The 14,651-nt window shown below is 31.0% G+C and carries 11 protein-coding genes; all 11 read left to right on the top strand.

Annotated features, from left to right (window positions below; genetic code table 11):
- The first annotated feature begins 344 nt into the window (after positions 1–344).
- Entirely contained in the window at positions 345–3,821 is a 3,477-nt protein-coding gene (locus tag AC1EUV_RS09560) for a T9SS type A sorting domain-containing protein (RefSeq protein WP_480198473.1), read from the top strand.
- A gap of 411 nt (positions 3,822–4,232) precedes the next feature.
- A complete protein-coding gene (locus AC1EUV_RS09565; RefSeq protein WP_480198474.1) occupies positions 4,233–5,210 on the top strand; it encodes a Gfo/Idh/MocA family protein in 978 nt (325 codons plus the stop codon).
- A 7-nt stretch (positions 5,211–5,217) separates the two neighbouring features.
- On the top strand, positions 5,218–5,997 hold the full coding sequence (gene rfbF / locus AC1EUV_RS09570; RefSeq protein WP_480198475.1) for a glucose-1-phosphate cytidylyltransferase: 780 nt from the start codon (positions 5,218–5,220) through the stop codon (positions 5,995–5,997).
- Positions 5,979–7,085: a CDP-glucose 4,6-dehydratase gene (gene rfbG / locus AC1EUV_RS09575; RefSeq protein ID WP_480198476.1), complete on the top strand. Its 1,107-nt coding sequence runs from the start codon at positions 5,979–5,981 to the stop codon at positions 7,083–7,085. Before rfbF ends, rfbG begins: the two co-directional genes overlap by 19 nt.
- Entirely contained in the window at positions 7,061–7,621 is a 561-nt protein-coding gene (gene rfbC / locus AC1EUV_RS09580; RefSeq protein ID WP_480198477.1) for a dTDP-4-dehydrorhamnose 3,5-epimerase, read from the top strand. Before rfbG ends, rfbC begins: the two co-directional genes overlap by 25 nt.
- Before the next feature lie 10 nt (positions 7,622–7,631).
- Entirely contained in the window at positions 7,632–8,762 is a 1,131-nt protein-coding gene (locus tag AC1EUV_RS09585; protein ID WP_480198478.1) for a DegT/DnrJ/EryC1/StrS family aminotransferase, read from the top strand.
- The gene (locus AC1EUV_RS09590) at positions 8,755–9,714 is read left to right on the top strand and encodes a lipid II:glycine glycyltransferase FemX (RefSeq protein ID WP_480198479.1); all 960 of its coding nucleotides are present in this window, start codon (positions 8,755–8,757) and stop codon (positions 9,712–9,714) included. Before AC1EUV_RS09585 ends, AC1EUV_RS09590 begins: the two co-directional genes overlap by 8 nt.
- Position 9,715: 1 nt before the next feature.
- Positions 9,716–10,645 carry a formyltransferase family protein gene (locus AC1EUV_RS09595; RefSeq protein WP_480198480.1) on the top strand — a complete coding sequence of 310 codons (930 nt, stop codon included), beginning with the start codon at positions 9,716–9,718 and terminating at the stop codon, positions 10,643–10,645.
- Positions 10,646–10,650: 5 nt separating this feature from the next.
- Positions 10,651–12,096 (top strand): lipopolysaccharide biosynthesis protein, encoded by a 1,446-nt coding sequence (locus AC1EUV_RS09600; protein ID WP_480198481.1) that lies wholly within the window; start codon positions 10,651–10,653, stop codon positions 12,094–12,096.
- Between the two features lie 49 nt (positions 12,097–12,145).
- Positions 12,146–13,258, top strand: a complete 1,113-nt coding sequence (locus tag AC1EUV_RS09605) for a DegT/DnrJ/EryC1/StrS family aminotransferase (protein WP_480198482.1) — start codon at positions 12,146–12,148, stop codon at positions 13,256–13,258.
- Positions 13,259–13,394: 136 nt separating this feature from the next.
- The gene (locus AC1EUV_RS09610; protein WP_480198483.1) at positions 13,395–14,591 is read left to right on the top strand and encodes an ATP-grasp domain-containing protein; all 1,197 of its coding nucleotides are present in this window, start codon (positions 13,395–13,397) and stop codon (positions 14,589–14,591) included.
- Positions 14,592–14,651: the final 60 nt, after the last annotated feature.

The following is a 14,651-nucleotide window of genomic DNA, read 5'->3' on the forward strand; positions in this document are numbered from 1 at the left end:
TAAAAAGCGACCTATTTGTTAACAAAAAAAACCATTTATTAACAAAACTACGCCATTTGTTCAGAATCTATAGAATCTTCAGATTTCCTTCAGATTTCTAAAATACTTTCGCAGCGTTTTTCATACAGAAAATGTTGTGAATGAATAGTATACAATTTATCACTTTTTTTTCCGTTTAAGAGAAACGTCGCTAAGAAAAGAAAATCCGTTCATTTAATAATTGTATCTCCCTTGATGCCTATAGAGCCTAGTGCTTTATTGACGTTAAGATGAGGTATGTATTGCTAAATGATAAACTATTAATAACAAACAAAGATTATTAATTATTTATATAAGGATTTAATATGTTTAAAAGATTATTCTCAGTTATTTTAGCCCTCTTTAGTTTCACTTGTATTTTTGCTCAAAACACTCCGGTTTTATCAAACTTTAGAGTTGAAGACTCTCAAAAGAGTAGAGTATATTTTGATAGTAATAAATCAATAACAGGCTCTTCAACTGCGGGTTTTTCAATAACGGGTAAAACAATTTCAGGAATTACAATAAACTCAGGGCAATTGACAGGACATTATTTCACGGTATCATCGGCTTTTGATTATTGGGATAATAATACGATAAGATATGAGGGTGGAAGTAATCTACAAGATGAAGATGCAAATCCTTTATATGATTTTACACTTACTTATATCGAGAATAATATATCTGAGCCAAATGCCCCAACTTATAGATATGTTACAACCACTGGAGGAGGTACACATGATGGAACAAGTGAGGCTAATGCTTGGACAATACAAGAAATGGCTAATGCATCTTTATCGCCCGGAACAACTGTTTGGGTGAAAGCAGGGGATTACGGGGATGTAGAGTTAACTTTTGATGATGACGATGGAACGGCAGTAGCACCTGTTAAAATAGTTGGTTATAAATCTTCTGTAGGGGATATAAATTCAATGTATTATAATTACGAAATAACTCCATCGATAACATCTTTAGAATCATCAGAAATGCCTTTGATAGATGGTGTTTATGGGGGTTATGGTATTGGTTTTTCAATAAGAAGCAATTATTTTATTGTTAGAAATTTTCAGGCCAGAAATTACGCGAATATGATTTATTCTACAAGTGCACCTATAGGAGTAATAATTGATAATGTTGTTTTACATACTTCAGGTCGTACAGCGGCTAATGGCCAAACGGGAAATGGAAATCAGGGTATAGGTGTAAATTTTAATTCTCCAGGAAGCAATAAAAATAGAGTTCTCAATAGTGTTATTGTTAATTCTAGCATAACTGGTATCGCTGCATCTGGAGAACATTTTTTAATTGAAGGAAATAAAATTTATAATGATAGAACTAGTAGTGGAGCTGGTGAAGCCCAAGATTATTATATAAACCTTGATGCAGGACACAGTATTATTAGAAATTGTTATGTAGAGAGAGTTATTGAAGATAATCATGGAGGGCATGGAATAGCGTTAAGAAATGGAACAGATGATTACCCTGTTCATTACAATTTAGTAGATAATTGTGAAGTTATTGGAGTTAATAATAGTATAGAATTAAGACATAGAAATATTAGATATAATGTAGTTAAGAATTCTTATTTTAATAGGGGTAATGTTTCATCTTCTGCAACTTATAGTACGGGAGGAGTTCCATATATAAGAGATGGAGCTAGTTTTAACATATTTGAGAACAACCATTCTTATGATATGGATAGAGGAATAAAATTTAGGGATACCACTGAAGAATATTCTCAGTTTGGGTGGTTGCCTGCCGGAGAAGATAATATTATTAGAAATTGTGTTTACGATAAAATTACTTTGGGAATACAAGCAATGCCTCAAGGTGATGATGGTACTGTTAACCGTAATGAAATAGTAAACTGTACATTTAATAATTTAGACTATTTATATTCAGATGGAGGAATTTTAATGGGTACTGGAGCTAATGTGAATACAATGACAAATTGTATAATTAGTAATATTAATATAGATAAAGGTGAGTTTAATGAATCAATACGGGGCCATTTTGAAGAAACTTATTGTGCATATTACAATATAAATTATACAATGCCTGTGGGTGAAGGCAATGTAGAAATGAATCCATTATTTGTAAATGCTAGTACTGGTAATTTTCGTTTACAGCCTACATCGCCAATTAAAGATTTAGGAACGGGCGTTAATGGAGTAAATTATGATAAAGATGGAGTTGAAAGAATCCCAGGAAAACATTCTATTGGAGCTTACGAAGATGCAACTCCTACAGTTGGGTCAATAGGACCAGATGTAAATATATGTGTTGGTGATAATACTACATTAGTTGCCTCAGGAGGGGCTTCTTATTCGTGGAATACGGGAGAAACTACTGAAAGTATTACAGTGAATCCTACAACAACTACAACTTATACAGTAACAATTTCGGATGGAACAAATTCTGATTCACATAATGTTGTTGTTACAGTAAATACGTCGCCAATTGTTGATGCGGGATTAGACCAGACGATTTGTGAGGGCGTTAGTGTTACTTTAACAGCTACAGGTGAGGGTGATTTTCTATGGAGTACAGGTGAGACAACTTCGAGTATTACGGTAAATCCAAATACAACAACTACATATTCAGTTACGGCTAGTAATTCATGTGCTACAGACGCTACAGATGACGTAGTGGTAACTGTAAATTCTGGAGTTACTTTGGATGTTGGTTCAGATGTGTCAATTTGCCAGGGTGAAAGTGTAACATTAACTGCTACTGGTACTGGTCCATTTAATTGGAGTACGGGTGAAACTACAGCAAGCATTACAGTAAATCCTAACAATACAACTACGTATACAGTAGTTTCCGATAATGGTAACTGTTCGCTTACCGATGATGTTATTGTTACAGTAAACACATCACCAAGTGTTGATGCAGGATCAGACCAGACGATTTGTGAGGGCGAGAGTGTTACTTTAACAGCTATAGGTCAGGGTGATTTTTTATGGAGCACGGGCGAGACTACAGCAAGTATTACAGTAAATCCAAATAGTACAACTACTTATTCAGTTACGGCAACTTCTAGTTGTGCGAGTAGTTCAGCAGTTGATGATGTTGTTGTCACCGTTGAAGAATTACCAACTTTATCAGTTACTGAAGATTTAACTATAGACGAAGGTGAAAGTGTAACTTTGTCTGCAACTGGTACGGGAGATTTTTTATGGAGTACAGGTGAAACTACATCTAGTATTACAGTCAAGCCTTCAGTAACAACCCAATATACTGTTACATTGACTTCTAACGGAGGTTGTTCAGAAAAAAGCACTATAACTGTAACTGTTACTGAATCAGCGGATGGTGCAACTGTGGTAGCTTATGCAGGTGAAGATGTAACAATTTGTGCATATGATAAAATTACTTTAACAGCATCGGGAGGTGATTCATACGAATGGAGTACTGGGGAGACTAAACAAAGTATCACTGTAGAGCCTAGTGAGTCAACAATATATTCTGTTAAAGTTACTTCCGGAGAAAGTTCAGACATAGCTTTTGTTAAAGTAACTATAGATGGTTCTTGCTCTTCGGTAATTGAACCAGAAATGGTGGTCTATCCTAATCCCACAGAAGATAAAATCAATTTAGATTTAAGTGGTTATAGTAATAGGATAAATATTCAATTATACACTCTCAACGGTGGTTTAATATATTCAAAAGATATTAAGAACAATCAGTCATTAAGTAGTATAAGACACCAAATTGATTTATCAAAATATGCTAAGGGAGTATACTTTATTAGATTATTTAATAAAGGTAAGACCGAAACAAAAAAAATTATACATATCTAAAACAAAAAATGAATTTTTAGTAAAGATTGTTAAAACACCTTGGTCAGCATGACCAAGGTGTTTTTTTTATAAGATTTTTTTAATAAAAATGTTTACATTTGGTGTGTTATTGAAAAAGAATTGTTAATGATTATCTCCTTATTACCTTTAAGACTCAATGTTATATACTGGTAAATAGCTAATTATAATGAGTTTTTTTATTTGTTTGTTGACTAAGTATTAGATGATGTTATTTATAATGATGTATTAATTTATATATTATAATTGCATATTTATTTTTATAAGTTGTTGATTAGTAAATTCATTTTCAATTAATAATTTGGTAAATAGTTTTATTTTTAGAATATTATTCTAATCAATACGTTGTAACATAAAAATAAAACTATTTAATTAATTTTTAGTTAAGTGAACATGAAAAATTTTGCACTAATAGGTGTTGGTGGTTATATTGCAGAAAGGCATCTAAGGGCTATAAAAGAAACTAATAATAATTTATTAGTTGCATTAGATAAATTTGATAGTGTAGGCATTATGGATAGTTATTTTCCAGATGCTTCGTTTTTTGTTGAATTTGAGCGATTCGATCGACACATAGAAAAACTTCGACAAAAGAGAAATCTAAATTTAGATTACGTTAGTATTTGTACACCTAATTATCTACATGATTCACATATAAGAATGGCTTTACGAAGTGGAGCACATGCAATATGTGAAAAGCCTTTAGTTTTGAATCCTTGGAATATAGATGCTTTAGTGGATGTTGAAAAACAATTTGATAGAAAAGTTAATACTATTTTACAACTACGTCTTCATGAGAGTATCATAGATTTAAAGAAAAAAATAGACAATGGACCAAAAGATAAAATCTATGATGTAGATTTAACTTATTTAACCTCAAGAGGTAGTTGGTATTACACATCATGGAAGGGTGATGCGTCAAAATCTGGAGGAATATCTACTAATATAGGAATTCATTTTTATGATATGTTATCTTGGGTATTTGGCAAAATAAAAACAAATACTGTTCATTTACATAATCATGATCGAGCTGCAGGTTATTTAGAATTTGAAAAAGCTAGAGTGCGCTGGTTTTTATCTATAAATTATGATGTTTTACCTGAAAATGTAAAAGAAAAAGGACAGCGTACATATCGTTCAATAACTGTAGATGGTAAAGAAATTGAATTTAGCGGCGGTTTCTTTGATTTGCATACGAAAAGTTATGAAAATATAATTAAAGGAAATGGTTTTGGCTTAGAAGACGCTAGGCAATCTATTAATATTGTTCATGAAATTCGAAATAAAGAGATAACTCCTCTTAAAGAGGATTATCACCCTTTAGCGAAGTTGGCTAGTACAAATCATCCTTTTGACAGCATAAATAAATAAAAATCACATGAAAGTATTAATTTTAGCAGGAGGATTTGGAACTAGACTTTCCGAAGAAACGGGAATAAAACCTAAACCAATGGTGGAAATAGGGGGAAAGCCTATTTTATGGCATATTCTAAAATCATATTCTCAACATGGCTTTAATGAATTCGTAATCCTTCTAGGATATAAGGGTTACATGATAAAAGAATACTTTGCTAATTATTTTCTTCACAATTCTAGTGTTACAATTGATCTTAAAAACAATGAGATGAAAATGTTAGATAATCAATCAGAGAATTGGAAAGTAACACTATTAGATACTGGTTTGAATACCATGACAGGAGGAAGGATAAAGAAGGCAAAATCGGTTATTGGCAATGAAAAATTCTTGCTTACATATGGCGATGGGGTATCAGATGTTAATCTAAACAAACTTGTCAATTTCCACGAAGAACATAAGGGTGTCATAACTATGACTACAGTTCAACCCCAAAGTAGATATGGTACAATCGATTTTGGTACAGATGATAAGTTGGTAAAATCATTTGAAGAAAAACCTGCAGGCGAAAGAGGTTGGATAAATGGCGGTTTTTTTGTTTGTGATCCTCAAGTATTTGATTATATCTCAGATGACGCTTCTGCAGTTTTTGAACGAGACCCTTTAGAGAATATGTCTAAAGATGAAAAATTATATGCTTTTAAACACAATGGTTTTTGGAGGGCAATGGATTCTTTAAAAGACAAAAATATTCTTGAAGAAATGTGGAATACTAATAATGCAAAATGGAAAACTTGGGAGTAGATTCTTTATTAAATCTTTATAAAGGAAAGAAAATTCTCATAACAGGTCACACTGGTTTTAAAGGATCATGGTTGGCTATTTGGCTAGAAAAGTTAGGTGCTCATGTTGTAGGAATAGCTCTAGATCCAAAAACTGAAAATGATAATTTTAATTTAAGTAAAATTGGGACTTTAATTAAGGATATACGATTAGATATTAGAGATAAAAAAGCTCTTATTGAGATTTTTTCAAATGAAAGACCAAACATTGTTTTTCACTTAGCAGCACAACCTCTCGTTTTAGAAAGTTATGACAATCCTTTAGAAACTTTTGAGACAAATACTCAAGGTACAGCAAACATTTTAGAAGCAATTAGGCTTACTCCTTCTGTTGAAGTTGCTCTGATGATTACCACAGACAAAGTCTATCATAATGAAGAATGGGTATGGCCTTACAAAGAAAATGACAGGCTAGGAGGGTACGACCCTTACAGTGCAAGTAAAGGAGCTTCCGAAATAATAATTTCTTCCTATAGAAACTCTTTCTTTAATCCGTTGAAATATGATCAACATAAGAAGTCTGTGGCATCTGTAAGAGCTGGTAATGTAATTGGCGGTGGAGATTGGTCTGAAAATCGTATAATTCCTGATTGTATTGATTCTTTAGAAAAAAATATTGATATTGAAGTTAGAAGCCCGAAATCGGTTCGCCCATGGCAACATGTTTTGGAACCTCTTTTCGGATATATTTTATTAGGAGCTAAAATGCTAAAAAATCCTATTAAATATAGTCAAGCATGGAATTTTGGCCCTGAAGTTGAGAATGTTGTGACGGTAGAAAAATTGGTTTCTATATTAATTGAAAAATACGGTTCCGGTACTTGGTCAGATAAATCAGACAAAACGACTCTGCATGAAGCTAAACTACTATCTTTAGATATTAATAAGGCTAAGTATCATTTAAATTGGAAACCCGCATTAAATATAGAAGAAACAATTGGGTTTACTGTTAACTGGTATAAAAAATATAAAGAAGCTAATGTGTTGAATTTATGCTATCAGCAAATTGATGCTTATTACAAGCTATGGAAATTAAAGAACGAAAATTAAAGGGTGTTTATGAAATCGTATTAAAGCCCCTTGGTGATAATAGAGGCTTTTTTATGAGAGCCTTTGATGACACCATTTTTAAAGAAAATGGAATTGATAGAAAATGGGTGCAAGAGAACCATTCTCGATCAGAAACGAAAGGAATTATTAGAGGGCTACACTTTCAGATGCCACCGTATTCAGAGACCAAGATGATCCGTTGTATTAAAGGTGTTGTTTTAGATGTATTTGTAGACCTTAGAGAAGGTTCAGATACTTTCGGCGAGTGGGATAGTATTGAACTTAGCGAAGAGAATAAAAAAATGGTTTTTATCCCTAGAGGCTTTGCCCACGGCTTTTGCACATTAACAGATATAAGTGAAGTATTATATAAAGTAGATAATTACTACACGCCATCAGCAGAATTAGGCCTTTTATGGAATGATGATGATATAAATATTAGTTGGCCATTTGCAAAGCCAAAGCTTTCTAAAAAAGATACAAAAAACCTCACGTTGAAAGATTTTGTTTCAAAATATAATGCAATAAAAATATAAATTGAATTCTATGAATGTAAGATTGTTTAAGCCTTCAGTAGGTAAGGAGGAATTACAGAATATATCTGAAGCCTTTGAAAGATCATGGATAGGTTTAGGACCAAATGTAAATGAATTTGAAAAACAATGGGCAGAATATATTGGTGTAAAACATGCTATTGGTTTAAATTCTGCTACTGCTGCTTTGCATATAGCTTTGATGGTTTTTAATTTCCCCAGAGGAAAGAAAGTATTAGTTCCATCACAAACATTTGCTGCTACAGCCTGTGCAGTACTCTACAATGGTCTAGTACCTGTATTTGTAGATTCAGACCCTACCACCTTAGGTATGGATTTAGAGGATATGAAACTAAAGTATACTGAAGATTGTGTTGCCATAATACCTGTTCATTATGCAGGACATCCTGTTCCTATGGATGAAGTGATGGAGTTTGCAAGGGAAAATACTTTGAGGGTAATTGAGGATTGTGCTCATACCACTGGAGCTTTATATAAAGGTAAATCGTTGGGAACATGGGGTGATTTTGGATGCTATTCATTTGAGGAGAAAAAACTAATGACAACAGGAGATGGCGGAATGATTGTTACCAATAACTCTGAGCTCATTAAAGATATTAAAGCGTTTCGTTGGGTAGGAATAGATAAAGATAATTGGAAAACAGCGCAATCATACACTGACGCAAATAGAGATGCAATGCATTGGTTTTATGAAATCAATGTGTTAGGTTATAAATACAATATGAATGATCTCTCTGCTTCTATAGGGCTCGCCCAATTGAAGAAACTTGATAGAATGAATGCCAGAAGATCAGCAATTATAAGAATGTATTTAAATGCTATAGAAGAGATAGATATAGTTGCCCCTTTATTGCCTTTCGAGCCTGAAACATATGTATATCAGATGTTTGGAATAAGATCAGATCGAAGAGATGACCTAATGATTTATTTAAAATCAAAAGGAATAGCCACAGGATGTCATTATACACCTTTAACATCGCAACCTTTATTTAAACCGTATGCTAAAGGTTGTGATTATATAGAAAAGGAAGCAAATAGATTTATTACACTTCCTTTGCATTCTGATTTGACAAATGAAGAGGTGAATTATGTAATTAAACACTTAAAAGAGTTTAATGCTTAAGTATAAAAATTATATATTAATAAAACCAAACTCTGAACAATCAGACAAAATATTAGATGTAATTAATAATAATGATGGGTCTGTTTTTCAGGAAGTAGATCTAAATAAGATTGTTGAAAGAGAGTTCAATACCGAGTTATTTTACCTTGTAGATAATCCTAATGATATTGTTAATCTATCACCTGTACATGTTCAAAAAAGTAAGTTTGGTTTAAAGAGATATCATTTAAAACCTTTGTATGACATTCCATATGCAGGTTTTGTAAAAGATGAATTGATAGATTATAATGATTTGTCGGTAGGTTTTTTCGATTCACTAAACTATTGTGGTCTTCCTACAATAGAAAACAAAAGAAACATTGATTCATTTTCTCAAAAAGGTGAAACTTGTGTTGTTGATCTTAGTATAGATAATGAAGACATATTTAGTAGTGTAATTCACTCCAAACGGAGAAATATGATAAGAAAGGCTCAGAAATCAGGAATTTCAGTAAAAGCTTTTTTTTCAGGTGAAGGCCATACGCATTTCTGGCCAATATTAAATGAATTGCATCAAAAATTAGGATATACGCACCTTAAAGAGCGTTATTATAAAGCACTTATTGATCATTACGGGCCTAAAAAACAAGCGATAATTTTAGTTGCATTTAAAGATGAAAAACCAATATCTGGAATTTTTATTGTTGGTAATAAAAATTCAATGCTGTATTATAAAGGCGCATCAGCTTTTAAAGTAAAAAATGAAGGGCAGGGCGAATTGTTACAATGGGAAGCAATTCAGTTAGTTAAAGATTTAGGTGTAAAATATTATGATTTGGGCAACCTTCAAAAGGAAATTTTACCAGCTATTTATAGATTTAAAACTGGTATTTCTAGTAATATTATAAATTATCCAATCTATACAAAAAACTCTTTAGGATATAAACTCATAAAGAAAATAACTAAAGTTTGAAATGAAATTTATTCTTTTAACAAATCCATCCAATACAAATAATGTCTTAAAAGAATTGATTTCGTCTGGCTTAATTCCAGAGTTTATTGTTACTGATAACCCTTTTTATGTGAAGGAGACATCTTTTATTAAAAAAGTCTTATTAAAATTTAAGAAATATATAAAGTATAGTATTGAAAATACTGAGATTAAAAAAAAATTTAAACCTTACTTTTTAGCTAAAAAACATGTTATTCCCGTATATACTTCAAATATTGTTAACACCACATTTTTTGAAGAAGTTATAAAGAAGAAACAAATTGACTACATATTTACATTTGGATTTAGAATGTTGAAAGACTTTATAATAGAAGCTCCAAAAATTGGATGTATAAATTTTCACCCTGCATATTTACCGCATAATAGAGGAGCGTCACCAACCAATTGGGTTATAAAAGAAAAACAGGATTTTACAGGTGTTACTTTTCATTATATAGATGCTGGTATAGATACTGGTAAAATTATAGAGCGGTTTAAGATTCCAATTAGTGGCTTAGAAACTACCCAGTTATTAAATAGTTATTTGTTTGGAATAGGACAATTATTACTTGTCCAGTTGATTTATAAAATAAAAAATGGATTTGACTTAAAACTGGAAGATAACATCTCCAAAGAGGGTTCATACCAAAGGCCATTTAATAAAATAGATAGTGTTATTACAGAAGGTTTGTCTTTTTTAGATATAAATAAGCTTATTAGAGGTTCTAGAGAACATAATAGGACAGCAATATTTGTTCACAACGGCCAACGATATAAAATTATTAATAGTATCGAATTAATGAAGCAACCTGAAAAGAGAATTAATTCTACATCTTTTGATGCTGACAATAATATTATTATTAAAACTTCGGATAATAAAACTATGATTTTGATTGTAGATAAAATAAGTTGATCACTTTGAATAATTTAAAACAGAAATCAATAAATGGAGTAATTTGGAACTTATTAGAGAAAATAGGTCTTCAGCTAATTAGATTGGTGTTAGGTGTGATATTAGCACGACTTTTGACCCCAGCAGATTATGGCCTTATTGGAATGATAACTGTTTTTATTGCTATATCGGTTATGTTTATAGATAGTGGATTTGGTCTTGCTTATATTCAAAAACAAGATGCAGATGATATTGATGCCAGTACAATTTTTTATTTCAATTTATCTGTAAGTATTTTTTTCTTTATCATTTTATGGTTTACAGCACCTTTAATTTCTAATTTTTATGAAGAAGTTCAATTAGTTGAGTTAGTTCGAGTGTTGAGTTTAGTTTTGATCATAAATTCTTTTGGTTTAATTCAAAGAACAAAATTGACAAAAAATGTCGATTTCAAAAAAAAGACCATTTTGATGCTAATAAGTGCTGTATTATCCGGGATATCTGGAATTATTGCAGCCTTATTAAATTATGGTGTTTGGAGTTTAGTTATTTATCGAATTGTAAAAGCAAGTGTTGAAAGTATAGGCTTATATATTCTGTATAAATGGAGACCACTTCCATATTTTAGTGTTAATTCTTTAAAATCAATGTTGTCTTTTAGTTCTTGGGCATTGTTAATGGGTATTGTAAAAACTATATTCAGTAATATTTATTTAATTGTAATAGGTAAATTTTTCCCTGCTGCCGAGCTTGGTTTTTATACAAAAGCAAAACAATTTGATCAAACAATATCACAAACAGCATCTCACGCAGTTGGAACCGTGGCATTTCCAGTTTTTTCTAAGTTACAAGAGGATAAAACGAAGTTAAAAAATGCAATGAGGAAATTCTGTCAACATACCTTATTTTTTGTTGTGCCGTTAGGAGCCATTTTTTTTGTTATGGCAAAACCATTCTTTTTGATCTTATTAACTGAAAAATGGACACCTATGGTACCTTATTTTCAATTATTATTAATCTCAGGAGTTCTATATCCAATTCATATGGTTAATGTGCAGGCCTTGACAGCACAAGGTAAAATGAAATTAAATTTTAATCTATCTGTTTTAAGAAATATTCTGCGAATTATAAATATAATTATCATGTATCGGTTTGGCGTTATATATATTATTTATGGTGAAATAGTGTGCTCTTTTTTGGGCTTATTGATTAATACATATTATACAAAACGATTGGTGAATTATGGTATTGTTGAACAATTGAAAGATGTTTTTATAATATTTATTATTTCAATCATTCTTACTGCTACAGGAGTATTTTTAATGTATGAAATTAATAATGACTATTTAAAAATTGCTTTTACTGTAATATTTATAGGGGGTTTTTATTTGATGGGTATGTATTATTTAAATAGAAAATTACTATTAGATAGTATAGATATCGTGAAAAGTAAAATAAGGAGAAAAAATTAGAGATAGAACTTTATAGTTTAATTTATTTTTGGTAAATAAAATTTAAAATATGAAAAATAAAAAACCAATACTAATTTCACAACCAATACTACCCGATCTTCATGATTTTGTTAAAAGTTTAGAAATTATTTGGGAGAAAAAATGGTTGACAAACAATGGTGAATTTCATCAGGAATTTGAAAAAAAACTTGCAGATTTTTTAGGTGTTCCCTATGTTTCCTTATTCTCTAATGGTACTTTAGCATTAATATCTGCTTTGCAAACTTTAAGAATTACAGGAGAAGTAATTACCACACCTTATTCTTTTGTAGCTACGACACATGCATTATATTGGAATGGAATTAAACCAGTTTTTGTTGATATTGATCCCGTTTACGGAAATATTGATCCTTTAAAAATTGAGGCTGCCATTACGCCTAAAACAACGGCAATTATGCCTGTTCATGTTTATGGTAACCCGTCAGATGTTGAAAAGATTGATGAGATAGCTGATATCTATGGCCTTAAAGTAATATATGATGCTGCTCATGCCTTCGGGGTTAAAAAAGAAAACAATTCAATTTTAAATTTTGGCGATTTATCTGTTCTCAGTTTTCATGCAACTAAAACATTTAATACGATAGAAGGAGGGGCTATTATATGCAAGGATGAAAAAACAAAAAAAAGGGTAGACTATTTAAAGAATTTTGGTTTTGCTGATGAAACAACTGTTATCGCACCTGGTATAAATGCAAAAATGAATGAATTACAGGCGGCTTACGGTTTATTACAATTAAAATCTTTTGAAAAGCAAACTGAAGAGCGAAAAATAATAGCGAATAAGTATAAAGAATTACTAAGCGGTGTTGATGGAATTCGTTTTTTAAATGATATACAAAGTGTAAAACATAATTATGCATATTTTCCAATCTTTATTGATCCAGCAAAGTATCTATATACAAGAGATGAACTGTATGATAAGTTAAAAAGCAAGGGCATACATGGAAGACGTTATTTTTACCCTTTAATAAGCGAATTTCCTACTTATAGAGGTTTACCATCATCAGATTCTATAAATTTAAAAAATGCGACTGAAATTACCCAACAGGTAATTTGTTTGCCAATTTATCCGGGACTGTCAAAAGAAACCATTAAAGAAATTGCAAAAATCATATCTCAATAGATACCAAGAACATTAAATAAAATGTATTAATTATTTAAAAACGTCGTTTAGAAATTATAGATTAAATTGTAGAAATTCCCTCATTTAAGATAGGGCAATTGAGATATTAATATGAATAAATTTATTAGGATAAGACATGAATAAAAAACGCCTCTTGATTTTAGGTGGTTCATTTTTCCAGGTATCTGCAATAAAGTATGCTAAAAAATTAGGGTATTATGTAATAACATGTGATTATTTACCCAATAACCCTGGACATAAATTTTCAGATGAATATCATAATGTTAGCACAACAAACCTAGAAGGTGTATTAGAACTTGCAAAAAAATTAAAGATAGATGGAATATTAGCCTACGCATCGGATCCAGCTGCACCTACAGCTGCATATGTTTCTGAAAAACTAAACCTTCCAGGAAATCCTTATCAATCTGTAAAAATTCTTACTGAAAAGGATTTATTTAGAGATTTTTTGAGTAAGAATAATTTTAATGTTCCGTATTCCAAAGGTTATACACATTATAACGAAGTTTTAGAAGATATAGATAAGTTTACCTTTCCTATTATGGTTAAACCCGTAGATTCTTCAGGGAGTAAAGGTGTGACTAAAATTATGGCCCTTTCAGAATTAGAAGACGCTTTCAATTTTGCGTTATCGTATTCGAGAAATAAAAGAATTATAATTGAAGAATTTATAAATAGTACAGATTATCAATTACATGGAGATGCTTTTGTTTTTGAACAGAAAGTTGTATTTTGTTACTTGGGAGATCAATATTTTAATGAAGATGTTAATCCTATTGTACCCGTTTCAACAACTTTGCCTTCAATTCAAGATGAGTCTAAACTGCTTGAGATTGAAAATGAATTACAAAGATTGATTAATATTCTTGATATCAAGTATGGTGCTTTCAATATAGAGGCAAAAATGGATTTACAAGGAAGAATGTTTCTCATAGAAGTCGGACCTAGAAGTGGTGGTAATTTAGTCCCACAATTAGAGCAATATGCAAGTGGCTTCAATATAGCAGAAGCGTCAATTGAAGTTGCTATGGGGAACTATAAAAATGTGCAATCATACAGTAAAAAAGGATATTATGCCCAATATATTTTGCATAGTGAAATTTCAGGTAAGTTTAAAAAAATAGTGATTTCAGATTCTTTAGAAAGTAATATTCTCGAAAAACATATTTTCAAAATTAGAAGCGAAGAAGTTATTACTTACAATGGCTCAAATACGGCGATCGGTGTTTTATTGCTTCAATTTTCTACTGCCAAAGAAATGCATGATAAAATATTGAATATGAGTAAATACGTGAAAATTGAACTTATATAGTTATATACTGTAAGAATTTATAAAAGTATAATACTATTTCAGATCTGATATAAGTGAATT

This window comes from Maritimimonas sp. 2304DJ26-3 (assembly GCF_056591635.1).

Excerpts from the sequence above, each read along its gene's own strand:
- AC1EUV_RS09560 (WP_480198473.1), top strand. The coding sequence starts at position 345 with ATGTTTAAAAGATTATTCTCAGTTATTTTAGCCCTCTTTAGTTTCACT.
- AC1EUV_RS09565 (WP_480198474.1), top strand. The coding sequence starts at position 4,233 with ATGAAAAATTTTGCACTAATAGGTGTTGGTGGTTATATTGCAGAAAGG.
- rfbF (WP_480198475.1), top strand. The coding sequence starts at position 5,218 with ATGAAAGTATTAATTTTAGCAGGAGGATTTGGAACTAGACTTTCCGAA.
- rfbG (WP_480198476.1), top strand. The coding sequence starts at position 5,979 with ATGGAAAACTTGGGAGTAGATTCTTTATTAAATCTTTATAAAGGAAAG.
- rfbC (WP_480198477.1), top strand. The coding sequence starts at position 7,061 with ATGGAAATTAAAGAACGAAAATTAAAGGGTGTTTATGAAATCGTATTA.
- AC1EUV_RS09585 (WP_480198478.1), top strand. The coding sequence starts at position 7,632 with ATGAATGTAAGATTGTTTAAGCCTTCAGTAGGTAAGGAGGAATTACAG.
- AC1EUV_RS09590 (WP_480198479.1), top strand. The coding sequence starts at position 8,755 with ATGCTTAAGTATAAAAATTATATATTAATAAAACCAAACTCTGAACAA.
- AC1EUV_RS09595 (WP_480198480.1), top strand. The coding sequence starts at position 9,716 with ATGAAATTTATTCTTTTAACAAATCCATCCAATACAAATAATGTCTTA.
- AC1EUV_RS09605 (WP_480198482.1), top strand. The coding sequence starts at position 12,146 with ATGAAAAATAAAAAACCAATACTAATTTCACAACCAATACTACCCGAT.
- AC1EUV_RS09610 (WP_480198483.1), top strand. The coding sequence starts at position 13,395 with ATGAATAAAAAACGCCTCTTGATTTTAGGTGGTTCATTTTTCCAGGTA.